Annotated in this window: 27 protein-coding genes and 1 pseudogene; 12 read left to right on the top strand and 16 right to left on the bottom strand. The window is 65.2% G+C overall.

Going from position 1 to position 26,368, the window contains the following annotated elements; genetic code table 11:
* Positions 1-148 precede the first annotated feature (148 nt).
* Complete coding sequence (locus tag OG225_RS11890) at positions 149-1,519, bottom strand: FAD-dependent monooxygenase (protein WP_405181724.1); 1,371 nt, start codon at positions 1,517-1,519, stop codon at positions 149-151.
* A gap of 35 nt (positions 1,520-1,554) precedes the next feature.
* On the opposite strand from OG225_RS11890, the gene OG225_RS11895 reads away from it, so the two are divergent.
* A complete protein-coding gene (locus OG225_RS11895) occupies positions 1,555-2,241 on the top strand; it encodes a TetR/AcrR family transcriptional regulator (RefSeq protein WP_405181725.1) in 687 nt (228 codons plus the stop codon).
* Positions 2,242-2,410: 169 nt separating this feature from the next.
* Here the strand turns inward: OG225_RS11895 and OG225_RS11900 are convergent, their stop codons facing one another.
* Entirely contained in the window at positions 2,411-4,594 is a 2,184-nt protein-coding gene (locus OG225_RS11900; protein ID WP_405181726.1) for an MMPL family transporter, read from the bottom strand.
* A gap of 370 nt (positions 4,595-4,964) precedes the next feature.
* On the opposite strand from OG225_RS11900, the pseudogene OG225_RS11905 reads away from it, so the two are divergent.
* Positions 4,965-5,206, top strand: a pseudogene (locus tag OG225_RS11905) (transposase); the annotation flags it as partial.
* Here the strand turns inward: OG225_RS11905 and OG225_RS11910 are convergent.
* Positions 5,205-6,173, bottom strand: a complete 969-nt coding sequence (locus OG225_RS11910) for an NAD(P)-dependent alcohol dehydrogenase (protein ID WP_405181727.1) — start codon at positions 6,171-6,173, stop codon at positions 5,205-5,207. The pseudogene OG225_RS11905 and the gene OG225_RS11910 sit on opposite strands and share 2 nt — an antisense overlap.
* A 346-nt stretch (positions 6,174-6,519) precedes the next feature.
* Positions 6,520-6,981 (bottom strand): hypothetical protein, encoded by a 462-nt coding sequence (locus tag OG225_RS11915; RefSeq protein WP_405181728.1) that lies wholly within the window; start codon positions 6,979-6,981, stop codon positions 6,520-6,522.
* On the opposite strand from OG225_RS11915, the gene OG225_RS11920 reads away from it, so the two are divergent.
* From OG225_RS11920 to OG225_RS11935, 4 genes are all read left to right on the top strand, one after another.
* A complete protein-coding gene (locus OG225_RS11920; protein WP_405181729.1) occupies positions 6,975-7,700 on the top strand; it encodes a cytochrome P450 in 726 nt (241 codons plus the stop codon). The genes OG225_RS11915 and OG225_RS11920 overlap by 7 nt on opposite strands.
* A 250-nt stretch (positions 7,701-7,950) precedes the next feature.
* The gene (locus OG225_RS11925; protein ID WP_405181730.1) at positions 7,951-8,544 is read left to right on the top strand and encodes a TetR/AcrR family transcriptional regulator; all 594 of its coding nucleotides are present in this window, start codon (positions 7,951-7,953) and stop codon (positions 8,542-8,544) included.
* Positions 8,541-9,101, top strand: coding sequence for a hypothetical protein (locus tag OG225_RS11930; RefSeq protein WP_405181731.1), 561 nt, complete (start codon positions 8,541-8,543; stop codon positions 9,099-9,101). The genes OG225_RS11925 and OG225_RS11930 overlap by 4 nt, the downstream gene beginning before the upstream one ends.
* A complete protein-coding gene (locus OG225_RS11935) occupies positions 9,062-9,826 on the top strand; it encodes a glycosyltransferase (RefSeq protein WP_405181732.1) in 765 nt (254 codons plus the stop codon). The genes OG225_RS11930 and OG225_RS11935 overlap by 40 nt, the downstream gene beginning before the upstream one ends.
* Here the strand turns inward: OG225_RS11935 and OG225_RS11940 are convergent.
* From OG225_RS11940 to OG225_RS11965, 6 genes are all read right to left on the bottom strand, one after another.
* Entirely contained in the window at positions 9,754-10,215 is a 462-nt protein-coding gene (locus OG225_RS11940; protein ID WP_405183240.1) for an enoyl-CoA hydratase-related protein, read from the bottom strand. The two genes, OG225_RS11935 and OG225_RS11940, sit on opposite strands and share 73 nt — an antisense overlap.
* A gap of 221 nt (positions 10,216-10,436) precedes the next feature.
* Entirely contained in the window at positions 10,437-11,315 is an 879-nt protein-coding gene (locus tag OG225_RS11945; protein ID WP_405181733.1) for an MBL fold metallo-hydrolase, read from the bottom strand.
* 635 nt (positions 11,316-11,950) lie between these two features.
* Positions 11,951-12,772 carry a class I SAM-dependent methyltransferase gene (locus tag OG225_RS11950; protein ID WP_405181734.1) on the bottom strand — a complete coding sequence of 274 codons (822 nt, stop codon included), beginning with the start codon at positions 12,770-12,772 and terminating at the stop codon, positions 11,951-11,953.
* Between the two features lie 348 nt (positions 12,773-13,120).
* On the bottom strand, positions 13,121-14,074 hold the full coding sequence (locus OG225_RS11955) for a sugar phosphate isomerase/epimerase family protein (protein WP_405181735.1): 954 nt from the start codon (positions 14,072-14,074) through the stop codon (positions 13,121-13,123).
* 98 nt (positions 14,075-14,172) lie between these two features.
* The gene (locus OG225_RS11960; RefSeq protein ID WP_405181736.1) at positions 14,173-15,426 is read right to left on the bottom strand and encodes a hypothetical protein; all 1,254 of its coding nucleotides are present in this window, start codon (positions 15,424-15,426) and stop codon (positions 14,173-14,175) included.
* Positions 15,423-16,232, bottom strand: coding sequence for an ECF-type sigma factor (locus tag OG225_RS11965; RefSeq protein ID WP_405181737.1), 810 nt, complete (start codon positions 16,230-16,232; stop codon positions 15,423-15,425). The genes OG225_RS11960 and OG225_RS11965 overlap by 4 nt, the downstream gene beginning before the upstream one ends.
* 342 nt (positions 16,233-16,574) lie before the next feature.
* Here OG225_RS11965 and OG225_RS11970 point away from each other — a divergent pair, with 342 nt between their 5' ends.
* A complete protein-coding gene (locus tag OG225_RS11970; protein ID WP_405181738.1) occupies positions 16,575-16,847 on the top strand; it encodes a hypothetical protein in 273 nt (90 codons plus the stop codon).
* Positions 16,848-17,358: 511 nt separating this feature from the next.
* Positions 17,359-18,030 (top strand): TMEM175 family protein, encoded by a 672-nt coding sequence (locus OG225_RS11975; protein ID WP_405181739.1) that lies wholly within the window; start codon positions 17,359-17,361, stop codon positions 18,028-18,030.
* 138 nt (positions 18,031-18,168) lie between these two features.
* Here the strand turns inward: OG225_RS11975 and OG225_RS11980 are convergent, their stop codons facing one another.
* Positions 18,169-18,558, bottom strand: coding sequence for a VOC family protein (locus OG225_RS11980; RefSeq protein WP_405181740.1), 390 nt, complete (start codon positions 18,556-18,558; stop codon positions 18,169-18,171).
* Positions 18,559-19,468: 910 nt separating this feature from the next.
* Between OG225_RS11980 and OG225_RS11985 the strand changes: the two genes are divergently transcribed.
* From OG225_RS11985 to OG225_RS11995, 3 genes are all read left to right on the top strand, one after another.
* Positions 19,469-19,777, top strand: coding sequence for a hypothetical protein (locus OG225_RS11985; RefSeq protein ID WP_405181741.1), 309 nt, complete (start codon positions 19,469-19,471; stop codon positions 19,775-19,777).
* Between the two features lie 492 nt (positions 19,778-20,269).
* The gene (locus OG225_RS11990) at positions 20,270-21,376 is read left to right on the top strand and encodes a hypothetical protein (protein WP_405181742.1); all 1,107 of its coding nucleotides are present in this window, start codon (positions 20,270-20,272) and stop codon (positions 21,374-21,376) included.
* 203 nt (positions 21,377-21,579) lie between these two features.
* Positions 21,580-22,500: an alpha/beta hydrolase gene (locus tag OG225_RS11995; protein ID WP_405183241.1), complete on the top strand. Its 921-nt coding sequence runs from the start codon at positions 21,580-21,582 to the stop codon at positions 22,498-22,500.
* Positions 22,501-22,725: 225 nt separating this feature from the next.
* Here the strand turns inward: OG225_RS11995 and OG225_RS12000 are convergent, their stop codons facing one another.
* Entirely contained in the window at positions 22,726-23,370 is a 645-nt protein-coding gene (locus tag OG225_RS12000) for a DUF6325 family protein (RefSeq protein WP_405181743.1), read from the bottom strand.
* Between the two features lie 253 nt (positions 23,371-23,623).
* On the opposite strand from OG225_RS12000, the gene OG225_RS12005 reads away from it, so the two are divergent.
* Positions 23,624-23,962: a hypothetical protein gene (locus OG225_RS12005; RefSeq protein WP_405181744.1), complete on the top strand. Its 339-nt coding sequence runs from the start codon at positions 23,624-23,626 to the stop codon at positions 23,960-23,962.
* Between the two features lie 105 nt (positions 23,963-24,067).
* Here the strand turns inward: OG225_RS12005 and OG225_RS12010 are convergent, their stop codons facing one another.
* The 4 genes from OG225_RS12010 to OG225_RS12025 form a co-directional block, all read right to left on the bottom strand.
* Positions 24,068-24,439, bottom strand: a complete 372-nt coding sequence (locus OG225_RS12010; RefSeq protein ID WP_109529428.1) for a hypothetical protein — start codon at positions 24,437-24,439, stop codon at positions 24,068-24,070.
* A 124-nt stretch (positions 24,440-24,563) separates the two neighbouring features.
* On the bottom strand, positions 24,564-24,980 hold the full coding sequence (locus OG225_RS12015) for a roadblock/LC7 domain-containing protein (RefSeq protein ID WP_405181745.1): 417 nt from the start codon (positions 24,978-24,980) through the stop codon (positions 24,564-24,566).
* A complete protein-coding gene (locus tag OG225_RS12020) occupies positions 24,977-25,372 on the bottom strand; it encodes a hypothetical protein (RefSeq protein ID WP_405181746.1) in 396 nt (131 codons plus the stop codon). Before OG225_RS12020 ends, OG225_RS12015 begins: the two co-directional genes overlap by 4 nt.
* 505 nt (positions 25,373-25,877) lie before the next feature.
* On the bottom strand, positions 25,878-26,354 hold the full coding sequence (locus OG225_RS12025; protein ID WP_405181747.1) for a GNAT family N-acetyltransferase: 477 nt from the start codon (positions 26,352-26,354) through the stop codon (positions 25,878-25,880).
* Positions 26,355-26,368 lie beyond the last annotated feature (14 nt).

The raw sequence follows: 26,368 nt of genomic DNA on the forward strand, positions 1-26,368 counted from the left end.
GTACATGCGCGGCCTTCGCGGGCACACTCGACTTGTCGCCGTCGAGTTCCATGTCCTCGAACGCAGTGGGCATCATCGGATCGCCGATACGTCGATCATCGCGCGACTGTATCGACCAACCGCGTGGGCTGTGTCGGCGCCGGGTGTGCTAACCGTACGAACGGCTCACGAAACCGTCGGGGCGGACCAGCACCGTCCCGTACGGCCAACCATCCACGACATGTACCGGAATATCGGTTCTCACAACGGGATCGGCCGTGAGTACACACCACTGTGATCCGACGAGATCCAGCGTCGAGACACCGTCGCTCACCCACATGTGCGGCAGGCGCGACCCCGGCGATCCGTCGAGGTCGAGGGTGACGTCCTCGGTGGAGGGGAGCTCCGCGCCGCCGTACCGGTAGCCCATGTGCACCACCGGCGCGTTGATCGCCCCCGCTGCCCTGCGTGCCTCTGCCATGTCCTTGCCCCAGTGCAGGGAGGGATCGTTGAACCGCAGGTGCGCCTGTTCCATCGTCATGAGGGCCACCGGATGGCGTTCGGCGTGATAGGTCTCGAGCAGTTCGGGCTCGGCGTCGCCACGCAGCACGTGCGCGAGCTTCCATGCCAGATTGTGCGCGTCGGCGATGCCGGTGTTCAATCCGAACGCGCCCAGTGGGGGGATCGCGTGCGCCGCGTCGCCCACCAGGAAGACCCGCCCGACGGAGAGCCGATCGGCCACCTGGCCGCGTCCTCGGAACCGCATCACACTGCGGATCTCCACCTCGATCGACGGGTCGCCGACCGCGGTGCGGATGAGTTCGGGAGTCGGCTCGGTGTCGAGACGGGTGAGGAACACCCACTCGCGTGCGCCGTCGACGGTCACCAGCAGCCCGGTCGCGTCCGGATGTTCGATATTGCACATGGCGAACGGCGTGCGCGGACGCAGATCGGCGTCGAACAGAATGCTGGCGGTCTCGTGCCCGATCACGCCGGGGCCGGTGAGGCCGGTGCCGAGGATCTGTCGAATCCGGCTGCGCACCCCGTCGGCCGCCACCAGGTAGCGCGCCCGCACGGCACGCCCGTCCGACAGGGTCGCCGTGACGCCGTCGGAGTCCTGTTCGAACGAGTCGAGCGCGACGCCGAACTCCACGTGTCCGGCCTCGGTGATCAGTACGCGGTCGAGCCGGTTCTGTGCGCAGGTGCCGCGGATCCGGGCCGGTGTGTAGGTGAGCTCGCCCGCGTTTTCCGTCTTCCACTGCGTGTCGGTGAAGTCGGCCTCGGCGAGCGTGCGTCCTCGGATCTTGCCTGCCCGCAAGTCGACCGCGGCCTCGTTGACGGCGTGATCCAGGCCGACCTCGCGCAGGATCTCCACCGACCGTGACCCGATGCCGGTGGCGCGGGGGTGGGGCGAGAGCTCCGGCTTCTCCTCGACGATCAGGGGCTCGATGCCGTGGTGGCGCAGTAGCACCGCGAGCATCAGCCCGACCGATCCGCCGCCGGCGATCAATACATCTGTGGGTACAGTGTTCCCATGCATGGGAACACTGTACCCGATTAGGTAGACTCTGCAACATGCCGCTTATCTGGGAACGTGAGCCGTACCAGCCGAAAAGGCAGGCGCTGAGCGTGGAACGCATCGTGGACGCCTCGGTCGTCATCGCCGACGCCGAGGGACTCGACGCGCTGTCGATGCGCCGCGTCGCGGCCGAGTTGTCGACCGGCACGACCACGCTCTACCGCTACGTGGACAGCCGCGACGACCTACTCGATCTCATGGCCGACGCGGTGCACGACGACCACGCGCCGCTGACCGGAGACTGGCGCGCCGACCTCGACGCGTACGCCCACCACGAGCGCGCGCTGTGGCTTCGCCACACCTGGCTCGCCCCGCTGCTGGCCACCCGGCCACTGCTCGGCCCGAACTGGCTGCGCGGACTGGAACACGCCCTCACCGCGGCTGCCCCGCTCACCTCCGATATCGCCGACGCGGCTTCAGCCGTCGGACTGATCAGGGACTTCGTGCGCGGCGCGGTCATGCGTGAACTCGCGGAGAAGCAGACTCAACGGCGCACCGGTCAGACCGAGGAACAGTGGCGCGCCGCGGTCGCCCCTTACATGCGCAAGGTCATCGAAAGCGGTGCGTATCCCCGGGTTTCGCGCATGACCGAAGCCGTCGACCTGAGCCCGGCCGAACAGTTCTCCTACGGCTTGCGCCGCGTCCTCGCCGGGATCGCGGATTCCGGGCAAACGACACGGTGATCACGAACGCACGAGATCGGTTCCACCCGAACGGGAACCGATGACGCGACACAGTGCCATCGGATGACAACTCACTGTGCTCGGCTCCGAAGTGCCTCGCCCGCATCGATGAGCTGGAAGCGACGGAGGGTGCGTCCCCGATCGGGAACGCACCCTCCGGTGTTGTGCCCTATCCGCGCCGGACGGCGGTGTCACCCGCCTGATCCACCGTATCGACGGGCGGCGTTCCCACATGCCGGGATTCACCGCGCGGACCCGAGTTCCTCCGGTCACCATGCCCCGGCCACCACGCGCGCGCACCGATCAGGGCGGTGATCGCCGGGGTGAAGAACATCGCCATGACGAACGCGGCGATGGCGATGCCGACCGAGATCGCGAAACCCATCTGGGCCAGGGTGCTGTTGCCCGCCAGCATCATCGAGGCGAAGGTGCCCGCGAGGATGACGCCCGCCGCCGCCACCGTCGGTCCGGTGTGCCGGACCGCGAGCGCCGCCGACTCGCGTGGACTGTTGCCCTCGCGCGCCTCCTCACGAAGCCGGGCGACCATGAGGATGTTGTAGTCGGTGCCGAGCGCCACCACGAACAGGTACATGATCAGCGGCAGGGTGAAGATGAGGCCCGAATCGCCTTGGATGTGCTGGAAAACCAGCACCGTCGCGCCGAGCGTCGCGGCGAATCCGAGGAACACCGAGACCATCAGGTACCAGGGCGCGACCAGGCTGCGCAGCAGCAGACCGAGCACGATCATGATCAGGACGGCCGCCACGGGGAAGACGATGGAGTAGTCGCGATTCATGGCGTCCTTGAAGTCGACGAATATCGACGTGATACCGCCCACCACCGCGGTGGTGCCCTGCGGAGCCGAGGCGTGCGCGACGTCGCGTAGCGGACCCGCGACGGTGTCCAGCGCGGCATCGGATTCCGGTGCGTCGCTGAGGGTCACCTGGAAATTCGCGATGGTGCCGTCGGTGGACAGTTGCGGCTGTCCCACCTGGCCGACGCCGTCGACCTGTCCGAGCGCGGCCCGGTAGGTGGCGAGTTGATCGGCCGTCAGCGCGCCGTTCTCGGATCGCAGCAGCACATCCGAGGGCTGGGTGGCGCCCGCGGGCAGGCCTTTCAGCAGTTCGCGGTTGTAGACGACGGATTCGGAAGCGTCCGAGGTCGAGCCGGAGGTCAGGTCGAAGGTCGGATTGAACCCGAGCGCGAAGATGCCGAGGACCACGAGTAGTCCGCCGGAGATCGCCGCGAAAGCGGCCGGTCGCCGTCCCATTGCCGCGCCGACGGCGGCGAAGCGGGCGCCCTTCGGCTCGGCCCGCCATGCCTTCGACGGCCAGAACACCTTGGTGCCCAGCAGCGACACGATCGCCGGGACCAGCGTGAGACCCGCGATCAGCGCGACCGCGACAGCGATGGCCAGTGCCGGCCCCAGCGCACGGAACATGCCCAGACTCGACAGCACCAGCGCCATGAACGCGATGATCACCGCGGCCGCCGCGGAGGTGATGGCCTCGCCGACCTTGGCGACGGCGCCGATCATGGCGGACTTGGGATCCTCACCGCCACGCAGCAATTCCCGGTACCGGAACATCAGGAACAGGATGTAGTCGGTGCCGACGCCGAACAGCACCACCAGCAGAATGGAATTCACCGAGGTGTCGATCTCGAGGTCGAATGCCTTGGCCACCACGGCGATCAGGCTGTTCACGGTGCTCGACACCGCGCCGATGACGATGATGGGTAGCAGCGCGATCACCGGACTGCGGAAGATGACCAGCAGCAGAACCAGGATCAGCAGGATGGTGGCGACGGCGACGATCGCCAGCCCCTTCTCGCCCGATTCGGTCTGGTCCAGGGTCTGCGCTGCCTGGCCGGTGATACCGGCCTTCAGATCGCCGTCACCGACCTGGTCCTGCAACTTCTCGCGGAGTTCCTTCACCGCGTCGCTGCGGGTGGTGTCGGAGGCGCTGGTCTGTTTGACCATCTGCACGGCCACGATCTGGACCAGGCGGTTGTCCGAGGGCGGGGTCGGATGGATGCCGGTGACGCCCTCGACCTTCGCCTCATCGAGTGCCGCGCTCACCGCGGCGACCTTCGCGGTGTCGGCCTCGCTCAGTTGCGCGCCGTCCTCGCGGACGAAGACCACCAGCGCGGCCGCGGCGGATTCCTGCGGAAATGCCTTCTCCTGCAACTCGAGCGCGCGAATGGATTCGTAATGCGAGGGCAGGAAGGCGGATTGGTCGGTGGTGGAGGTCAGGGTCGGGGCGGCGGCCACGACGGCGATGATGGCGACGACCCACAGGCCGATCACTTTCCAGGGATGGTGGACGACCAGGCGCCCCAGGCGAGCGAACATGGTTGGGGAAGAGTCCTTTCCGAGTACTTCGGTCGGATGCCGCGATCCGGCGCGCGCCCACTCGGGGCGCGGCGCTCATCCCGTCGACGAATGCATATGACGGCATTTCGTACGAGCGCCGACGTCGGGTCTGTCCGCGGCATCCGGTCTCGACGCAACTGTAGTTGGTCGCGTCACTGTCACGCTAACTATATGTAGATGTATACGTATAGCGCAAGGGTGTGTGAGTGGCAGTTTCCCGCTATCGGTTCAGCCGGTTGCCCGGCCGCGATCGGTCGGTGAAACCCGCACGTGCGGACTGATATTCGGTCAGCGGAGCGATTGCTCGGTCGGGCGGATACCGTCGTCCAGCGGCACTGCTACCAGGATCGCCCGACGAGCGCTGACCTCGGTGGCGATCTGCTGTCCACTCGGTGTCTCGACCCGCCGGATGGAGAAGCTGGTCGAATCACATGGTGCGACAAAACCTTCCAAGTCCCAGGTCTCGATCATGTCCGCCGACCTCGGCGGCGCGGTCGAAGCATTCCGCGCCCGCCCACTCGATGCGGGCCCTACGCCTTCGTCGCCGCAGATGTGCCGGTGTTGAAAGTCCGCGAGAACGGCCACGTGGTCAACCGCGCCGTGGGGGAGCGTTCACCACCACCACTTTGCCGAGAGCGTGTCCCTCGCCGACGTAGGCCAATGCCTCGGGCGCGTCTTCGAGTGTGAAGCGGCGGTCGATGTGGATGTCGAGTCGCCCGGCGGTGTGCTGTTCGGCGAGCGGGGTGAAGTGCGTGGGTCCCAGCTTGACCGCGAGCACACCGATACGGCGGCCGGTGACCACTCCGGTGAGTGCGCCGACCGTGGCAATTCGCAGTAGTGCGCGGGTTGTGCCTCCGACGCTGCGGTACCGGCCGCCGCGAACGAGGGCCCTGCGATAGGCGAACACCGAACGGTGCGCGACGAGATCGAGCACGATGTCGTAGGGCCCGGAGCGGGTGTAATCCCGTGCGCGGTAGTCGATCACCTCGTCCGCGCCGAGCGTGCGCATGAATTCCAGTTTGGAGGCATTGTCCACCGCGGTCACGTGGGCACCGGCGCGTTTGGCGAGTTGGATCGCGAACGATCCCGACCCGCCACCGGCACCGTTGATCAGAATCGATGTGCTCGCACCGGCGCCGGCAATGCCCTGTAGCGCGATCGCGGCGGCTTGTGGCAATGTCGATGCCTGCGCGAATGTCAGCGAGTCCGGCTTGAGCGCAAGCACGGATTCGGGAGCTACGGCGTATTCGGCGAAACCTCCTTTGAGGCCGAGATTGTCGCCGTAGACCTCATCGCCGGGCTGAAACCGGGTGACACCGGAGCCGACGGCTTCCACGGTTCCGGCGATGTCGGATCCGAGAACTTGCCGCGCGGGCGTCCGCAGTCCTCCGATGCGCGAATACAGCGGTGTCCCCTGGAGACATTCCCAGTCCGAAAGGTTGATCGAGGTGGCGTGAACCTTGACGAGTACCTGCTCATGTCCCGGTGACGGTATCGGAATCTCGGCCGTCGACAGCACCTCCGGCCCACCGTAGCGGTCGTACACAACGGCTTTCACCGGGTTCGGCCGTCGGACGTCGTCTGGCAGCATGGCATGCCGGCGAGCATAAGCGAGCGGCTGTCAGAATGCGCCGGTAATCCGGCTCACTCCGGGCGGTCCCGCGATATCCGGGAGCGACGTTCGTTGCCGCATTCGTCCGAGGCAACGCTGCTGAAATGACGGTGAGCACACGCCTACCGGCGACAACGGTGCATCGGTGCTGTCCCCGTCGCTGACTCGGATGTCGATCCTCGGCCACGGCGGGACCCTGACCCGTCCGGCGCTTACCCGGGATCGGCCCCATCGCGCGTGGCGAGCAGCGGCCCGGCGCAGAACCGCCTCGTGGTCGAGTCCTCGGCAAGACTCATGGTCCGGAGTCAGGCGTTATGCCTGCCGCGTGCCGCAACTGATCGAGGAAACTCACCTTGTCGTCGCCCTCGATCAAATAGGGTGAAACCGCGACTCGCACAATGGTCGCGGCGACCACAGGTGCGTCGTCACCGTCGAGAAGTTTCTCGATAAATCGACGCATGATCGGCAGCACCCGAGCGACCTCGTCGAGGACGTAGTCGACCTCGACCAACCGACTCAGCGAGTACGTGCCCTGGGATTGGAACCGCACGATGAAGGCGAGTACCGCGTCCAAGCGCGCCGCCCCCGTCAAGCCCTCTGTCGCGGCTTCGAGATCCGATTGGATCTTTGCCAGCTCGTAGCTGCCGAACGCGGACAGCAGTCGTTCTTTGGAGCGACAGCGTTCCCGATCGAGGTCATCACCACCATGCTCGGTGTTCCGCCCGAGCGCAGACAACAACTGCGGCAATGGCACGCGGCCCGATGGAGCGATCCGACGGCACCGCAGCGCCGACAGCGGAATCGCGTGAGGCGATCGCCGCCGCGACCAGGTTCTATCATCAGCTCATCCTCGAACGTCGGGCCAGCCCGCAGGACGACATGATCTCGCGACTGACCCAGGTGGAAGTCGAACGCGAGGACGGCACGACCACCATGCTCAGCGATCGCGAAATACTCGGTTTCGCGTCGCTGCTCGCCGGTGCGGGCGCCGAGACCGTCGCGAAGGTGATCGCCAGCGCCGCGGTGATCTTCGCCGAACATCAGGACCAGTGGCAGGCCCTGCGCGCCGACCGCACGAAAATCCCCGGCGCCTTCGAGGAATTGCTTCGCTACGAAGGCCTGGTGCAATACGACATGCGCTACACCCTGCGCGACGTCGACATCCACGATCAGAAAATTCCACGCGGCAGCGCCGTGCTCATGCTGCTCGCCTCGGCGAACCGCGACGAACGTGCCTTCGACGGGGCCGACCGCTTCGACATCACCCGACGCTTCGGCGGACACAACCTCGGCCTCGGCTACGGAATCCACAGCTGCCTCGGTGCCGCGCTGGCCCGACTCGAAGGGCGCATCGCCCTCGACGCCCTGCTCGACTTCATGCCCGAATTCGAGGTGGACCGCGCGGGACTGACCAGAACGCGCGAAACCAGCGTCGCGGGCTGGGCCACCGTCCCGGTCCGCGTGCGCGCGTGACATTCACCCGCCACCGAGGCCTCGGGTAGCGGACGCGCTGTAGCGCTCCGGACGAGGGGACGTCCCCGAGCGCTACAGCCCGGCACCGAACAAACGAACGACCGCTGTTCGCGGGCGATTCGGCGACGCTGTGGCCCCGCTCGTTCTCGACTCTGGTCTGCGGCGGTTCTGCTCCGACTCGCCGATGGGAGGTCAGGCCGGTCAAATTTCGCTTGACTGCCACTCAAGTAGATGATTGAGTGGCAGTCAAATGAAAACGACACGTGCTTACAACCAATCCGGCCGGGCGGAGAACGCCATAGCCACCCGAGCTCGAATCCTCGCTGCCGCACAGGAACTCTTCCTCGAGAAGGCATTCGAGGATGTGACCCTCGCGGCCGTCGCCAAGGCGTCCGGGGTGTCACATCAGACGGTGCTCAACCACTTCGAGTCCAAAGCGGGAGTGGTGCTCGGGGTCGCTGAGGCGCTGGCGACACAGACCGACAACGCGCGCAACGCCGCATCCCCGGGTGACATCGGTGGCGCGCTCGCCGCCCTGGTCACCGAGTACGAGCGCATCGGCGATGCCAACGTGCGCTGGGCGATGTCGGGGGACCGTTTCCCCGAGTTGGCCGCCCAGATGGATGTGGCGCGGGCCGGACACCGGAAGTGGCTGGCGGCGATGTTCGGCGACCGCCTGCCCACGGAGTCACCGGAGCGCGAGCACGTACTCGACGCACTGCATGCGGCGACCGACGTATACGTGTGGAAGCTGCTCCGACGAGACCTCGGACGCGACCGCGCCGAGACCGAGAAGACCATGGCCGACCTGGTGGTAGGCGTACTGAGGGGAACCCCGAAATGAACTCTCGCACATACCTGTTCGCTCTCGTCGACGGGGGCGGCACCGTCCCTCCCGAACTCGGCATGGTGCGCCGCCTCGTCGAGCGCGGACATCGTGTGACGGTGCTCGCCGACGAGTCGATGGCATCGGACGTGCACGCCACGGGGGCCACCTATCGGGCTTGGCGCGCGGCCCCCAACAGCGCCTCGTGTCGGCCCGAGGACGTTCGCTACCGGGATTGGGAGTGCGCCAATCCGTTCGAGTTGTTCCGCATGCTCCTCGATCAGCAGTTCGCCGGTCCCGCACCGGGATACGCGCAGGATATGACCGAGGCCTTGGACGCGGTGAATCCCGACCTCGCGGTCTGCTCGTTCTTCGCCATCGGTGCGATGGTGGCGGCGCAGGCGCGCGGCGTGCCGTTCGACGTGCCTTTCCGAACACGTACCTGCTCCCGGTACCGGGAATGCCGCCCTCGGGCCTCGGCCTGCGTCCCGCGAATGGACCGATCACCAGGCTGCGCGATCTGGCCCTCCGGACGATGGTGCTCCGGCAGTGGAACAAGGGTGTGCCGGAATTGAACTCGCTGCGGAGCTCGTACGGGCTGCCGCCGGTCGAGGAATTCTTCGATCAGGTGCACTCGGCCAGGAAGCATCTCGTCCTTACCTCGGCGGAGTTCGACTTTCCCGCGCGGATGCCCGCGCACGTCCGGTATGTCGGCGCCGTCCTCGATGATCCGGCATGGGCGACGACCGATACCTGGTCGCCGCCCGCAGGGGACGGGCCACTGGTCTTGGTGGCCCTGTCGTCGACATTTCAGGATCAGGCGAGTTGCCTGCAACGGGCTATCGACGCACTCGCGGAGCTGCCGGTTCGCGGGTACGTCACCACGGGACCCGCCATCGATCCCACTGCTCTGAAGGCCCCCGACAACGTCGAAGTCGTTGCGGTGGCGCCACATTCACAGGTTCTCTCGCACGCGAGCGCGGTCATCACGCACGCCGGTCACGGCACCGCCGTCCGGGCACTCGCCGCGGGTGTCCCGGTGCTGGCGCTCCCGCACGGCCGGGACCAGGCCGACAACGCGATCCGAATCAGCCTGCGCGGCGCCGGAACGACGTTGTCTCGCAACGCGTCTCCGGCCAAGATCGCCGCGGCGGTGCAGCGTCTGTTGGCGAATCCGCAGTACTCGGCGGCAGCGGCGCGACTGGGCGAGATCATCCGGCGTGACGCTCAGGCGGGGGACATGATCGCGGAACTCGAGGAAGTGGGGCCGAGGAAGCCGGACTCCAGCATCCTCACGTGAGTGCGGGTCGAATTCCGGCGCCGCACCCAGGATCCGCAGGATGCCGACCCAGAGTGTCGGCACCGGGATCTGGATATCGCTGCGTCCCGACGGTTGTGGCCTTTTGAACACCTCGACGCGTCGGCACGGTATTCGTCGGACAGGGCGGGGATTGTTTCGCGCGCGAGGAATCGTCGCAGGACTGTGCGTACGCCCTCGGTATGCACCGTGGCGGCGAAACACGCCGCCTCGACCGCGAGACCCTCGTGGATCGGCAGATCGATGCCGCGGGTGACCGCGCGCAGGCAAGCTGCCACCGCCGTCGGCGCGTGGCGGATGATCCGGCCGTCCAGGTCCTGGGCGGCGTGGAGAAGTTCGTCAGCGGGTACGACGGAATTGACGAGCCCGATCTCGACGGGTTGAACACGATGATCTGGTCGGCGTCACGAACGGCGACTACCGTCTGCCCGGCCACGGTGTTCGTGCAGCCGGGCAGCAGGACGAACGCGACAGCGGCGATGATCGAACGACCTCTACCCCAACGCATTCGAATCACAATCCCCCGATCGATTCGGCCTCCCCGCAGTGTCGAGCCCCAAGACTGCCGCAGGCCTGTTCGACGGCGATGAAGTCAGTGCGTGACCGGAATCCATCGTGCGACGCCGTCCTCGTCGGCGACGGTGCCGAACTGACGGTCGGCGAAGTGACCTCCGAAGCCCAGCGTCGCGGGCTGCCGGAGTTCTTCGATGAGCCGGTGTCTGGTCTCGACGGCTTGTGCGCGGTCGTGGTCGACGGCGCAGGCCAGTTCGGGGTGGGTGATCTGCAGGTCGGAGTGCATGGCGTCGCCGAGGACGATCAAGCGTTCACCGCGGGAGACGATGTCGTAGCCGAGGTGGCCGAGGGTATGTCCGGGCAGCGAGCGTGCCCGCACACCCGGGAAGATTTCATCGCCCGCGTCGACGGTGACGACCTGATCGGCGAACGGTTCGAGCATCGCGGCCAATGTGCCTTGCTCGTGGGCGAGATCGTGGCGGTCCCAGTCAGACGCAGACACAACGACTTTCGCGTCGATCAATGGTGGTGTGCTCATTCCGGCTGGGGTTTGCCAGAGCAGGCCGATGTGGTCGGCATGCAGGTGGGTGATCGCGACCGTGTCGATGCTGGTCGGATCGACTCCCAGGGCAGTGAGATTGGCCGGCATCGCGCCGCCTCGAAGGACACCGAATGCGGTTTCTACTTCGGTCAATCCGAACGGCTGACCGAATCCCGCGTCGATCAGCATCGCCCGGTCGTTGTGCTGGATGAACAGTCCGCCGACGCTGGCGGTGAGAGACCCGTCGACGAGGTAGTCGCTGTTGTCGGTCCAGAACCCTTCGGTGCTGTCGGGGAACCACTTTCGAGCATCCAATGGTGTGGATCCGTCGGGTACGTAGGTGATCGTCAGATCACCGACCTGAATTCTGCGCAGAGGCGCGGGAGTGAGCAGACGTCGGTCGCCGAGGACAGTCATGGGGGAGTCTCCGTCTGGGAACGTCTCGGTGTTCCCGTCGTCGCGATACAGGCCGTGAGGAGGCCGGGGCGGTGATCTGGTCAGATAGACCCGGCGGGGTTACCGGGCGCTGACCTTCTCTCCTGCTACCAGATAACGGGACAGGCTTCGCCGAGGCAACCACTCGAGAGCCCCCAATTCGGGTGCGTTCTTCGGTCTTTCGTGCCTGCGCTCGGCGAGATAGGGCTCCATGCCCGCGAGAGGGACTCGGACACGGCACCTACGGTCGCGATGATCGGCTACCTTGTCGATGTGTCACGCGAAGGGCGGCCGAGACACCCCCGGGGGGAGAGCATTCCAAGCGGCGGCGGGACCCGGTGGCGGGTCGGGCAGGTCGCTACCACCGCGGACTTTTCCGAGGTCGATCTGTCCGGCGCGGCTCTCTACGGGCGAATCCGAGTGGCGCGAACCTGACCGGAGTGAACCTGACTCGGTGGGACGACGCCACCCGGTGGCCCCAGAGGTGCACTCCTCTGCCGACGACAATGAACGCGTTCTCGAGCAGGATCGCAGTGGCGAAGCGAAATACATACTTCGGCTATCTGCCTTTCAGACGGTGTTTTTCCGCGCCGCTTCTGCCGAGACCTCGTTGTGGCTCAGTCGGCTGTAGCGGAAAGGGAGTACATCAGCGGCATACGTGCAGTTCGGTCGGGGTAGCGGAAGTGGGTTCCGTCGGTGACGAGTGCCTCGTAACGCCGGAACGGAATGGTGTGGTGTTCGTGGAGGAACGTGATGCGCAATCCTGCCGCGGCTATGGCGCTGATGACGTCGCCGAGAGTGTGGTGCCATTCGGTGGCGGTGTTGTGGGCGGTCGGTGCTTGCGGGTCTGCGTAGGAGCCGGGTGAGTGGTAGGTGTTCGGCCGACGGTCGAAGTAGTCGCTGACCACCGTCAGCCCGGTGCTGTCGTCGAGAGTGTCTGTGATCGGATGGAATTCGGCCACGTAGAGCCGACCACCCGGTCGGAGTAGTTTCGCGACGGTGTGTGCCCAGCGGTCGATGTCGGGCAGCCACATCAGGGCGCCGATCCCGGTATAGACGAGATCGAATGCGTGTGCGTCGAGTACCGCTGGGGCATCGTAGATATCCGCGGTGACGAAACGTGCCCGGCCTGCGAGGCATATCTCCTCGGCGAGAGAGGTGGCGGTGGCGGTGGCTGCTGCGGAGAAATCGAGGCCGCTGACGCGCGCACCGCGGCGTGCCCAGGACAAGGTGTCCAGACCGATGTGGCATTGCAGGTGGGCCAGGTCGAGATCGGTGACATCGCCGACTTCGTCGAGTTGGAACCGGTCGAGGCACTCGTTCCCGGCACGGAAACCATCGAGGTCGTAGAACGAGCCCGCCGCATGGATCGGAACCCGTTCGTCCCAGTGACGTCGATTGTCATCGATCAGATCGGCGTTATCGGCGGTGTCTGTCATGACCGCAACCCGAGCACGGGTCGAGCCGCGAGCGCAAGGCATTTTCCTGACCCACCCGGTTCGTCCAACGGGGACCCCGCACTGTGGTGGAGCCTCTCCGTCGGGGGTGGATCGTGAGCAGATTCTCCACGAGACACCCATGACGACAAGATGTTTCGGCGTGGACAGGTTCGCAACGCCGAGATGTGCGGCCTTGCTGAGCCTTACGACTCGTAAGGTGATCGGCATCAGCGGGTTCCACCGATCTCGAGGGCAAAATATGAGTGTTCCTCCACATGCCGCTGCAGCCCTGGAATTGCGAGGCTTCTGCCGGGCCTGGCGCGTCTGCTCGTGTTCCTGGACTCCGACTCACTCGTCGACCAACGGGACCCGACGAGCTGTAACGATGAGAGGGCGCAGGGTATCCGCGGCGATGTGCATGCCTTGGAGGGTCTTGTCGAGGGTGCCGCCCCAGACGGGGTCTTCGTGCTCGACTGCGACGTCGCCTTCGTATCCGGCCGTGTAGAGGGTGTCGATGATCCGGTTCCAGTCGAGTTGGCCGCGGCCGGGGACTCGGTACCGCCACCATCCGACATCGGTGGTCGAGGTGCGTGTGACTGTTTTGCCGAAGATGCCGTAGCGGGTGCGGGCGCGCTGGTCGATCTGGATGTCCTTGGCCTGGACGTGGCCGACGATTCCGGCTTGGAGGGCGTGTTCGAGGGCGTCGATGGGGTCGATGCCGAGCCAGGGAAGATGGGACGGGTCGTAGGCAAGGCCGAAGCCGAGTTCGGCCATCCAGTCCCACAATTCGGGGGAGTAGGCGAGGTTGCCCGGATATCCGTCGGGGTGCCAGCCCTCCATCGGGCAGTTCTCGGCCAGCAGTTTCACACCACGTTCGGCCGCGTACCGGATCAGTGGTGGCAGGTGCTGTTCGGCTAGTTCGAGGTTGTCGGCGACCGGCCGTGTGACGTCGCGGCCGATGAAGGTGGTGACATGGTGGACACCGAGGGTTGCTGCCGCGTCGATGCAGGCGCGTAGGTGCTGGTGGATCCGGGCGCGTTCGGCGTGGTCGTGGTGCAGGTTGTTGTCGCAGTAGGTCACCGCGGAGATGCTCAACCCGTGGCGGCCCATCAGGTCGGTGACGCGGGCGGCGTCGGCGCCGCCGAATCCGACGACGTCCAGGTGGGCGGCTTGGTGGATGTGCTCGCTGCCGACCGGCCAGGCCGCTATCTCCAGTGTCTGATAGCCCGCGTCGGGGGCCCATGACGCGATCTGTTCCAGAGTCATCTGGCCCAGAGCGGCCGTCAGCATTCCAAGTTTCATTGCTTACCTCGCTGTCGTTGTCGAGAGTCGGTCGGCGTCGGAAGGAAGAGGATCACCTCGACGTCCGAAATGCGGATGTCGAAGTGATCGAGGTACGGTTACGCCCCGGCGGGGGAGACGGGGACTTGGCTTTGTTCGGTTTCGGGCGGGGCCGAGCTCGCCTCATCAGGGGCTGTTTGGACTTGGCGGAGTCGCGTGGCGGTATCGAGTGTCAACGGATGACCGGCGCCGTGGCTTTCGGTCTGGGCGCGGAGGATGTCCTGAAGGTTCTCGATCGTCCGGGCGAGGGCGCGGTCGTTGCGCGGCTCTGTCCGAAAGCGAGCCAGACAAAGGTACTTCGAGGTCTCCAGCGTGTCGGGATGCGCTTCTCCCAGTACGCGCTTGCGGTCCTCCAGCAGGCTCTCCAGGATGGAGATGGCATGCGCGAGTTCGCCGTTGAGTTGGAACATCGCACCCAACGACTGCTTCGCATCGAGGGTTTCGGGGTCGTCGGGTCCCAGAACAGCGGACCGGCCCTCGATCACTCTGCTGTAGCCCTTCGCCGATTCCTCAACGAGTCCCTGTTGCCCCCGCACCCAGTTCCACCTGCATTCGAGATGTCCCAGTGTCGCGATGTCGATATCGTGTGGTTGGGCAAGTCTGGTGCTCAGTGTCCGGAATCCCGCTGCGGCTTGCGGCAGATCACCGCGGCGGACGAACGTCCACTGCAGATGTATCTCGGTCCACGGTTCGGCGAAGTTCATGACCCGCTGTTCGTCCTCTCCGAGTCGACGCAGCAGTTGTTCGGCCGTTCGGTAGTGGCCGAGTTCGGACCGAGCCGCGGCCCAGGCACGCCGAACCCGGAATCCGCGCTGATCGTGCCGGCCCAGCAGTTGCAGATGCGGGCAGGCGGCCTGCATCAGGCGCAGGGCCGAACGCGCGTCTCGATCCTCGATCAACGCCTCCGATATCGCGGCCACGGCATCCAAGACCATCGCCGAGCCCGACGCGCCAAAACGCCCTACCGGGTATGCGCTCAAAAATTCCTGCATCCTCGTGACCAGCGCCCAGGTCTTCTCGCGGTCGCCGGGAACAAGGATCCGTTGAACTGTCGGCAATTCCAGGACATCTACCGCGCGGCGTGCGGTGCGCGGGGCCGGACTCGCCGGGGTTGAAGGGGGTTCTCGGAGCGCGGCGCTGCTGTCGGGCGGGCCAGCGGACTGGAGTCGCTGACCGATGCGGTCGACTTGCTCGTGGGAGGTCCGGTGGGCGAGTCTGCGAGCGCCTTCTTCTCCCAGAGAGGACCGCTCGATCAGCGCACGCATCCGGGTGATCCGGTCGGGCTCGGTGCTGTCGTGTCGGGTGTTCATCATGATCTCCTCGAGGAGAGGTTGGCGATCCACTGGTGCTTGGCCCGGAGCCGGGCCCACTTTCGTTCGATGGCCTTGGCCGTCGTGTCGAGAAGCTGCGCAATCTCGGCATGTGTGTATCCGGCGGTGTGCCAATAGACGATCTGACGTTCTTGCTCGTTCAGCGGGGCGAGATGTCGTCTGATCGAATCCTGCTCGCTGACAAGGTCGGCCGGGTCGGCTCCGAGACCGGTGTCGCAGAGGGAGTCGTAGTGGAGTTCGTTCAGTGGGTCGAGATCAGAAGGGCCGGCGTGGTTCTGGAGGTTCGCGCGCTCGGACCGGAGGTGGCATTCGAACGCGGTTTTGAAGTGGAAGAGACAGCCGCGCAGGAAGTAGGTCGTCAGTTTCGCTCCCTTACCGGGATCCCAGCCGGTCCCGTGGCGGATGTCCTTCTGAAGTGCCTCCAGGGCGTTGACGACGGTGGTGGCGAGAATTTCGTCGCGGAGGTCCTTGTTGAAGGCGAGGCGAATACGCTGACGCTCCGACGCCTCGACGCGGATGCGGCGCTTTCCCAGCTCGCCGTATATCGCGCCGGTTCGTAGCCAAGCGTCGAGTACTGCGTTCGCGTATCGCGCGATGCGGTCGACGACCAGTTCCCATTCGGGGCCTCGAGCCCCGCATTCGACCAGCAGTTGATGTATTTTCCGCTCCGCGGCGGCTTCGTCCAGTTTGTCGGTGGCCTCGCCGATGACATCCTCGATCGCACTGTTCGCGGTGTCCGACGGGCCGTCGGTGTCCAGCATGGCCTGGACGAACGATACTGGGTTCATCGAGGCGATTGTCCTGATCTCGTCGTGCCAGGGGATACGCCCCTCGGCTCGGTCCTTGCGGTCACCGACGTCGATCACGTCTCTTACGTCGGGTTGGTGGGACTGTCTCTCCGGTGGTATCGCCCCACTGTGTGACGAGCCCATCGCTTCCTCCTCCACGTACACACCGTTCGCCGTCGGGTAGTTCCGGCGCGAGTCGTGCGCACGGTCACCGCAGTTATAGGGCGGCGGGCGGGAACATCCCCCTCGGCAGGACAATTCGTCGAAACGTCGGTGCCCGGGGGGATTCGAGCGCTGCTTCCCCTAGAAGGTCATCGAACGCGATCAAGGAGGAGTTTGCTCATGCCGACGAACCAGACCCCCATCCCCATCCACGTCGCCGAGATGCCGGATCCTGAAACCAACAAGTGCGACAAGTGCCGCACGATCACCTGCCTGGCGTTGATGCGCGCCGAGACCCCGCCGGTCAACCTGCTCGACTTCCTCGACCGGCAGGTCAAACTGATCACCAGCGGACACTGGACCTGGAACGCCGTTGGCTATTCTGCGGCCCTGGCGCTCGCGGTGGTGCCGTTGATCACCATCGTCTACTCGGTGGCCGGACCGGTCGTTTGATGGCGTCATCGGTGTCGGGGTCCCGCGGCAAACGCGAAAATCCGACGGAATGCGGCATCTCGGCTTTCTGCCACGCGGTTGAGTAACTGCTGCGGAGCACGACGTTATCGACGCCTGACTTGGTGGACGCGGAGATCGGTTGGTGGCGAGCACGAGTGCGCTGGCGACGAGGGAGGCAGTGCCCATAGTGCCGCAGTGATATAGCCATTGTGGCCGGGGCACTGCGCCTTTCGGGGGTTGCCGCGAGCAGGAAGTAGGCGAGTGCGCTGCCGATGCTGCGGGCGATCCGGTTGATCGAGAGCATGCTTCCCTTTCTTGCCAGGGCAATGCCGACGAGTGCGAAGTTGGACGCTGCCGCTGACGGCCGAGCTCAGAAGGGAGATCGCGGTGAGAGCCGTCGGCCGTGGCAGCGGCGGCATATGCGCGAGCAGTCTCACCTCGGACCGGTCATCGACCCCCTGTTCGGACCGTCGGTGGTGCCGGGGCACGGATCCGGCGGTTGGATGAGGGTATGAGCACATCCCGAGACCCGGACCGCCTGGTGATGTTCACCGACGCGGTGGTCGCCGTCGCCATCACGCTGCTGATCCTGCCGTTGGTCGACATCGTCTCCGAGTCAGTGGACGCGCACCGCCCGTCGGTGGAGGTGATCACCGAACACCGGCCGCAGGTCTTCGGTTTCCTGCTCAGTTTCGCCGTGATCGCGCAGTACTGGCTCACCCACCATCGGATGTTCGAGAACGTGGTGGCCTACAACCGGCGGCTCACGACGTGGAATCTGCTGTGGCTGTTGACGATCGTGGTGCTGCCGTTCCCGACGGAGATGGTCGGCGCCTACAGCGACGACAAGTTCACCGCCCTGTTCTACATCGGCACCATCCTGGCCAGTTCGGTCTGTCTCGCCGTGCTGGCCCTCACCATTCACGGTGATCCCGAGATCGGTCGCGACGCCACCGGCTACACCGTCGCGACCGTCGCCGCCGCGGTGACACCGAGCGCACTGATCACGATCGCGTTCGTGCTCGCCGCCACAATCCCCGGCCTGACCTACACGTGGCTGCTTCTGCTGCTGCTCGGCCCGATGGTGAACCTGCTCCTCCGGCGCTGGACTGGCTGGCAGGGCGGTCCGAGCCCGGAGCCTGCGGTAGGCCCGGATCGACCGGACGAGGAGAACCGAGGGTGATCCCGGCACAGTACCGACGTGACATCGAGGATTGCCTACAGCCCGGAGGCGACCAATCCCCTGATCAGGGGCAATACCGTACGTGATCCTTGCGGCCCGGATCGTGGTGCGGATCTGGAGGGTTGTCGTGCGCGACGATCAGCGATGGGCTCGTATATCCACGGGACGTCCATCGGGGTCGTGCGCGGTCATCGTCCATTGCGTCGGCAGCGTCTCGACCTGCCCCGCTGACCGGCCCGTATTCAGGATTCGCTCGCGTATCTCGCACAGTTGCTCATACGTTCCCACCCGCAGTCCCCATCCCGCTCTGCCCAGAGGGTCGAGGCCAGCGGGTGAGACGGTGGTGGTTTCGACGATCATCAGGTGGTCGGCTCCGCCGACATCGAGGACCGCGATGCGGGGATCGGTCGAGGTTGCCGCTCGCTCGAACGCGACTCGTGCTCCCAGTAATTCGGTGTAGTAGGTCACGAGCCGGTCGAGATCGGGTGTGGACAGTGTCAGATTGTTGATGCCGAGCAGATTGACCATGGTGAACCGAGGTTAGTTCCGTTGATCGAGGGTGAGCAAGGTCGAGTTTTCGACTTCATGGAGACTGCCCTGGTTGCGTACGCAGTGAACACCGCGACGATCATTTCTACTGCAGTAGAAAAGGTTTCGACACCGAGATGGTCGAAGGCTCCTTTGGTGCGCCGGTTTCCGGGAGTCCGGCGGCTGGGCACTGTGGTTGCCTCACCGCATCTCGGATTCGGCAGATGTCGAGCCTGTGCGGCGCTATCCGAGCGCGGTACATGCCGAGTCCATCGATCCGGTCGGTCCGTCGGGCATCTGCGGGTGTGCGCCGATCGACAGCTGACGAAAGCCGCTTGCGGACACTATGATTCCCGTGACGGTGAGCCGCGTGTAGTTCCCACGGTGCGCTACGGGATCATGCATGCCGTGTTCAGGGCAGTTCCGTTCGGCCCGAGCCGGTCGACGGGAAGGATACGGCGCGAAGGCGGCGGGCGTAGTCGATGGTGTACCTGAAGTGTTCGACGGTGCGGGCGGCGAAGGGGGAGAAATGACATCAACTGGTCCTGACCCAGCGGGAGGCTCCGCGCAGCCACCCGTCGGTGGCGCGCCGCCCGACCCTCCGGGTGGTGGCCTATCGGTCGGTGAACGGTGGGCAAGGATCGGCGGCATCGCCGCCATCGTCGGGATCCCCGTCTCGATCCTCATCGCGTTCGTGCAGGGCACGGCGGGATCGCACGATTCCCCGAATCCTGTCGCGGAGTCGACGTCGAGCGCACCGTCTGCTGTCATCGTGAACCCGTCCCCGACATCGACACCTGTGACATCGACGCGCGTACCGGTCACATCCTCCTCGGTGGGCGCGCAACCACGACAATTCAGTTCGGGTTCGGTCGATCTGCAGTTCGCTTTCCTGAAACTCGGAGTCCGAATGACAACCCCCGGCAGTTGGGTGCTGGAATTCTCCTTCGATTCCGACCTCGGGGTGTCCGAGTCGGGGGTGTCCCCGGGCCCCGGAAACTCCTTGACTGCCTTCGGCAAGCAGAAGCCGTCCTATCAGGACTGCCGCGACCGCGTCGGCGACGGATCCCCGCTACCGTGGGATGAGGTTCCCTCCGGCACGCACCTGTGTATCCAACTCGAGCAGAACCGAACCGGATACGCCCGCGTCGACTACGAATCCGGCGCCTCCGGCATCGCCCACATCAAGGTATCGGGCGTGGTCTGGCAACAGGGTTGAACGGACCGAGCATTCGCTGCCCGCCGGGTGATCCTGACGAGGCGCTGACCGGCTCGTGTGAGCAGCGGCAGCGCTATCTCGCATCGAGCATGATGAATCGACGGTCCCAGGGCTGCTTTGTTGTCCTTCGCGAGTGAAGAGTGATCGGCTTCTGTCCGGCAGCGAATCCCGAAGGGCGTATGGATGGTGCCAGTGGCGGGAGCGTACGTGTCAGCAGCGTCGTTCTCGATTGGGTGAGTCGACCGTCCCCTCATCGTGCGGTAGCCCGATCAGGGCCGAATCGCTGCCGGGTTCGGCGCTGATGCGGTCGTGCCCCGTGGCGCATACGCTGACCGCGTGCTTGTTACGCGTGTGCCGAAGGATTACCCCATCGATCCGCGTCGGAAGCTATGGCCGGGTGTGCTATTCGTAGTCTTCGCTCTCGTTGCAGGCGTCGCGTCGGTCACCGGATGCGGTTCTACCGGGCGAGAAGCAGCGGTTCCGACGACGCCGGTGACGGTGCCCGCACCGGTTCCGGCGACCGTTGCGGCGGCCGAGGAACCGCCGCCCCTGCCGAACCTGTTGCCGGGCATGCCCGCGCCGTTGTCGCCGACCGACGTGTACGCGGCGAACCGGGAGTTGAGCCCGTCGGTGGCCGACCATCTGCCACGGGTCTATGTGCCCAACAGTCGATCTCATTCGGTGTCGGTCATAGATCCGGCCACCTTCGCGGTGATCGATACTTTCCCGGCGGGCGGTGTCGAACCGCAGCATGTCGTGCCGTCCTATGACATGCAGACGCTCTATGTCACCAACGACCTGCCGATCGGCGGGGGAAGTCTGCTGCCGATCGATCCACGGACAGGTAAACCGGGTGAACCGTTCCCCGTGCGCGACCCCTACAACATGTACTACACGCCGGACGGCCGGTTCGCGCTCGTTGTCGCCGAAGCCGACAGGTCCCTCGACTTCTACGACCCGGTCTCGTGGGAGAAGATGTACTCGATGGCGGTGCCGGACTGCGCGGGCGTCGATCATATGGATTTCACCGCCGATGGTCGCTTCGCCTTGGCCAGCTGTGAATTCATGGGCCGGATGCTGGTTTTCGACGTCGCGCAACGTACGGTCGTGAAGTTGATCGACCTGCCCGGTGGCCGGTCCGGTATGCCGCAGGATGTGAAACTCGCGCCCGACGGGCATACCTTCTACATCGCGGACATGATGGCCGATGGTATCTACACCGTCGACGCGTCGAGTTTCGAATACACCGGCTTCGTCCCGACCGGCAAAGGCACGCACGGACTGTATGTGACCCGCGACTCCAAGCAGATGCTCATCACCAACCGTGACGAAGGCAGTATCTCGGTCTGGGATTTCGCCGCCAACAGTATCGTGTACACGTGGCGGATCCCGGGCGGCGGCAGTCCCGATATGGGCAATCTCTCCGCCGACGGGCGCGTCTTCTGGGTGTCGGGCCGCCACCACGGCGAGGTCTACGCCATCGACATCGTCAACTGGAACCTGTTGGCCCGCATACCCATCGGCGGCGGACCGCACGGCCTCACGATCTGGCCCCAGCCCGGCCGTTACTCCACCGGTCATACCGGCGTCATGCGTTAGATCCCGAATCGCCTATCGATGCTCGTACTCACGATCGCGGATGGTGAATCGTCAGAATCGGCGTCCGTTTCCGACAAAGGTGGGTAGAACGGGGCGGCTCATCACGCGTACGGAAAATCCGCAGTTCAGGAGGTTGATTCGTCGGTATACGGCGCGGGTCGATGCGAGTTGTCGCCGTCGTCGGCGAGGCCGACGCTTGGGGAATGGAATATCTTGGCTACGCGAAATTCTTGCCTCGGAAGTATCTTGCGGATCCGCTGATCGCTCCGGAGCCCACCTGGTGGGAGTGGCGAGGTCGGCGAGTGCACGTGGCGCGTGCGCGTGATTCGAGTGCCCCGGTGCGGGTGCTGGGTGTGCACGGGCTCGGAGGGCACGCGGGGCTGCTGTGGGTGGCGGCGGGGGTGGGGATGCGGGAGGGGATGGAGGTGATGGCCATCGATCTACCGTTGTACGGAGACACCGTCGAGGCGGATCCGGGGGCGGTGCGGTACGCGGACTGGGTGGATATGCTGTGTGAATTCGTGTGCGCCGAGACCGAATCCGACGATCGGCCGCTGGTGTTGTTCGGGGCGAGTATGGGCGGGATGGTGGCGTACGAGGTCGCGGCGCGGACGGGGCGGGTCGCACAGGTGATGGCGACGTGTCTGTCGGATCCCGCCGATCCGGCTGCTCGGCGTGCGTCCGCGCGGTGGTCGTTCACCGGTGGGTGGGGGCCGAAGGTGCTGGCGGCGGTCGCGCCAATACTGGGGAATGTGCGGGTGCCGATTCGATGGCTGGTGGATATGCGGAATATGAGTCTCGATCCGGAACTGTCGCGGATGTGTGCGACCGATCCGCGGGGCGGTGGAGTCCGGGTGCCGCTGGGACTTCTCGGCAGCTTTCTCTCGTATCGCCACTTCGTGCCGGAGGAATTCACCGCGACGCCCGTGACGCTTGTGCATCCGGCGGCGGACCGATGGACTCCTCCGGAGCTGAGTATTCGGTTTCCGGACAGGGTCGGTGCGCCGACCCGGGTCGTTCTGCTCGAGGGGTGTGGGCATTTCCCGATCGAGGAGCCGGGGGTGACGCGGATGGTCGAGGTATTGCGGGAGGTAGTCGACTCGGCAGCGAACAGGACGTCCTAGGAGTGCGTTCGGTTGCCCGCGGCCGGTCCATCCATACGACGCCGCGCCGACCGCTCGACCTCGCAGCGAACCGGTTGTCGGCGCGGGGCGAGGTCATTCCGCTTGTCGAGCATGGACGCCGCCCCGGGCGCAGCGTGGCGCGCGACGGTGCGATGATCGGCCTCGCCGGATTCGGCGGCTGTTTCGGGGCGCGGCGATTCCCATCAGCTCGCACACAGCAGCACTTCAGTGCCCGACCCCGGAGCCCTCCCGCCTGGCTTCGATGAATTCCTCGTTCGGTATGTCCGCCTGTGCGTGGCTCATCCGAGCTGCTCCGCATTGCTCGATATCGCGTGTGACCACGGGAACGGTCACACCGCGGCCGCTCGCCGCGACGGGGGCGACGGGTGTGCAGAGAGGAAGAAGGCCCGGTGTGTCGGCCCGGGTACCCCAGATCATCGACGGTCCACGCGTGTGGTCGAACCGGTGTCCGTGACCTGCGGATCGGATCCGCAGATGGAGTGTGACCTCCCCGCCGACAAGGATGACTTCCTCCGCGAGTGCCGGTACCCAGGGCTGCTCGTAGACCACCACCAGCGCTGAACTCGCCACCGGCATCGCCCCCGCGACCACCGCGAGGTCGTGGTCACTGAGTAGTCCGTGGACCACCACGTCCAGCCCGGGCAAGCCGATCTCCTCGAGCGGTTCACCCACTTCGATCTGTCTGAGGTAGCCGTTGGCGTCCTTGGCGAGGTAGACCAGATCCAGCACGGTGACATATCCCCGGTCGACGACGGCGGACAATGCCGCGCGTGCGCCGTGCTCCACCGATGTCGCGGGGAAGGTGAGGACCACCAGCTCCATCGGACCGAGGTTCGATGACTCGACCATCGGACAACCATGACCCCGCCGCCCGCCGGCCCGCCTCACCCGTTGCGGATGACAGTGGCCGCCGGTGTGGGTGGCTGTAGCGCAATCGGCTGTCCTGCAATCCATTTCACGGACAATCGTGACGTAACTTCTCGATTGCTGGTGGGTGTCGATTGAACGACACTACTGTGCGCATGTCCAGTTGAAGAATAGAGTCGTCATTCGCGTCACTGAACAACCTGCCACGCAATGTGCTGTTCGTAGGAGGTGCGGGATGGCTGGAGCCGTGCACTACGCCGGACGCGGACGACATCGTCGAGAATCGCGCGAACGTGAACTGGCGCCACATACGGTGGTAACCCTGGCTTTGCTGTCCTTGATTCCGGTCTTGGCCGCGGTCGGACCTCTCGCGGCCAGCGCGCTGATGCTGCGCTACCGGGTCACGAGCCAGAGTCCGGTGACGGCCCACGTGGTCGCGGTCACCTCCGCCGCCGGGTTGATGACCCTGGCCGCGAGCGCGGTGATCGTCATGCTGGCCGTCAGCGCCCGACGCGCACATCAGCGCGTACGTGCTTCATCGATGCCCGCTGCCTCGACGTCCACGTTGTCCTGAACGGGGGATCGGAGGGTGTGCCGCAGGTGATGGCATAAAAGGAGAAGACCCGAAAGTCCTTGACCGGTAGGGGTTTCGATCATCGGACCCTGCCCGGTCCGGGCGTTACATCCGCAGCTCGTCTTCGATCCGCTTGAGGTTGTGGCGGGCCAGCGCGAGATTCGCGCGCCCGCGGTCCAGGGCGAGATAGAGGAACAGTCCCTGGGCGCCCGCGCCCGACATCGGGCGGATGAGGTGGTACTGGCTCGACAGCGAGATCAGAATGTCCTCGATGCTTTCCTGTAGGCCGAGTTGGGCGAGGGTGCGTTGTTTGGCGCGCACCACTTCGGTGTTCCCCGCCGCGGCGACTTCGAGATCCAGCGCCTTGGAGTTACCCAGGGTCCCGAGAGCCATTCCGCTCTCGTAATCGACGACGGCGGCTCCTATCGCCCCGTCGATTGTCATCATCTCTTTCAGGGCCGTATCCATGTCGGACATGGGGTTCCTCACTATCGATTCCTATTGCCCGATACCTGCGGCATCTATCGGTATACCAATCGGTGCAAGAGGTAAATATTCGGATCCTGCTATCGGGTGAATCCGAAAGAGCAGGTTGATGCGATCAGTTCTCGGGCGAATGCAATGTTGCGATTATCTTGCGGGCCGCCGCGGTCAATCGTCCGAGGCTCACCGACTCCGCGCCGCCGACCACCAATACCAGCGTGCTGGTCAACGGGAAGACGCCCACGCTGCCGCGATCGGCTTCGAACAGCACCGACTGGGAACGGCCGTGTGAGGTCATCGCGGCGAAGTGGTCGCCTATTCCGGCCGCGGCGGCGGCAAGGACCGAGCCGCGAAGCGCGACCTCGTCCTCCTTGCTGGTGTCCACCGAATTGCCGGACGCGACCACCAATCCGTCGCGGCTGGTGATGAAGACATAATCGGCGTCGTCGACCGATGTGCACACCTCGGTCAGCAATCGCCCGACAGCCTCGGGATCGGTGAGTCGGATCTCTTTTCGTCGAGGTTGCTCACTCATGACCGCACCCGCCGTTCGATCCCGCGCAAGTGTCTGCGGGCGAGTGCCAGGTTGCCGCGCGATCGATCCAACACGAGGTAGAGGAACAACGTCTGGCGCTGACCCGCCGTGAAGGACCCGCCGTGGCCTCGGGCTTCCGTCGGCATGATGATGTGATAGTGCGCGCCGAGCGTGACCAGAATATCTTCGATATCGTCGTCGAGTTGCAGAGTTTCGATCGCGCGCAGTTTGGCTCGCACCACCTCGGCGAGCGCGGGACCCGCGACATCCAGATCGAGTAACGAGCTACCGCCCTGTTTGGCCAGGGTGAAGCCGCTCTCATAATCGACGATTGCTATACCGAGAGCTCCGTCCATGGACATGCCCTCGCGCAGAGCATCATCGAGATTCACATAAACTCCATATTCGGAAGATATTGTGCAGCATCGCCAGACGAGTCGAACCATACCATTCAGTCGGTGGGTCGACAAGCTGCTCATCACTCGATGTCCAGAATTCTAATTGATGTCTTTTCGCTGTCAAACCGACGGCTGCGACATTCCGCTCCCTCGCTCGGTTCCGTGGGATCCGACCATTTCGGAACAAGTTTCATTTCCGTGGCGAATCGGAGTGACGGAAGCATCGGTCGAAAATCGGGCGAATAGGGCGCTGTGTGCTCGCGGTGGGTAGGCGTGGTGTGAGAGCTACCCGCTCGGGAGGCGGGCTGCGTACGGCGAGGGAGGGCGGTTACGTCTAGATGGCCGCGGCCTCGGTGACGGTGCGCGAAATCAGCGAGGCTGCATAGGGTTCGAGGTCGGCGTTCCATCAGATGATTTCGGGCACGCAGGTGGGTCTCCGGGCACGCGCATCGATTCGGTGAACATGGCGGCGGACCCGAGGTCGGGAGCTGTACGGGTTCTAGGCGGGCCGTCGACGAGTGACGGCGAGCGACATGCGCGCGCCGCTGCCGAACTCGGTGCTGACCTGATGTAGTTCGACGAAACCGGCGCTGCGATAGAAGGCGTCCGCGTGGGGATTCGCCGTCACGACGATTTCGGTCAGTCCGCGGCGGCGCGCATCGGCTGCGATCGCGTCGACCAGACGGCGTCCTATACCCCGGCGCATCATCGAAGGATCGACGAACAGATCGTCCAGTTCCACGCTGTCGTCGGTGATCGCGCCGCTGCTCGCGAATCCGGCGATCGTGCCGGTGTCGGTCACCGCCACCACGGTGCGCCGTTGCGCGATCCGGTCCGGTGTCAGTACCAGCGCGTCGGGATTGGCCAGCAGTACGTCGCGATCACCCGCGTTCGACAACGACGCGCGCACGAAGATCGCTTGCAGGGAATCGAAGTCCGCCGCTTCGGCAAGGCGGATACCCAGGCTCTCGTCCATCGAATGCATCCTCA

It is taken from the genome of Nocardia sp. NBC_01377 (genome assembly GCF_045040005.1).
In the GTDB taxonomy this organism is placed as follows: domain Bacteria; phylum Actinomycetota; class Actinomycetes; order Mycobacteriales; family Mycobacteriaceae; genus Nocardia; species Nocardia noduli.